Genomic DNA, 237 nt, shown 5'->3' on the forward strand with positions numbered 1-237 from the left:
ATGGCAGGCATGTTTCACTGTCGTTCTCTAACGACCAAAAGCATTGGCCACCTCAGACATAGAAAGTCCGAACATCGTATGTGCGATATACATGCCGAATTGCCGGATCCGGGCAACATGATTGTTGCCCCGCTCAGCACTGCGTAATTCTTTTAATGAAACCTGAAAGAAAACGGACAATAAAGAGAGTAGCGCACCACACAGGGTCCACGCATATTGCTGGCGTTCATTATTGTT

At 46.8% G+C, this 237-nt stretch carries 1 protein-coding gene; it reads right to left on the bottom strand.

Going from position 1 to position 237, the window contains the following annotated elements:
• Window positions 1–27: 27 nt before the first annotated feature.
• Window positions 28–237 (bottom strand): helix-turn-helix domain-containing protein (locus HBA93_RS23490; RefSeq protein ID WP_286202173.1); only part of this gene is annotated, 210 nt, incomplete at its 5' end.

It is taken from the genome of Ochrobactrum sp. SFR4 (assembly GCF_019730395.1).
Classification (GTDB): domain Bacteria; phylum Pseudomonadota; class Alphaproteobacteria; order Rhizobiales; family Rhizobiaceae; genus Pseudochrobactrum.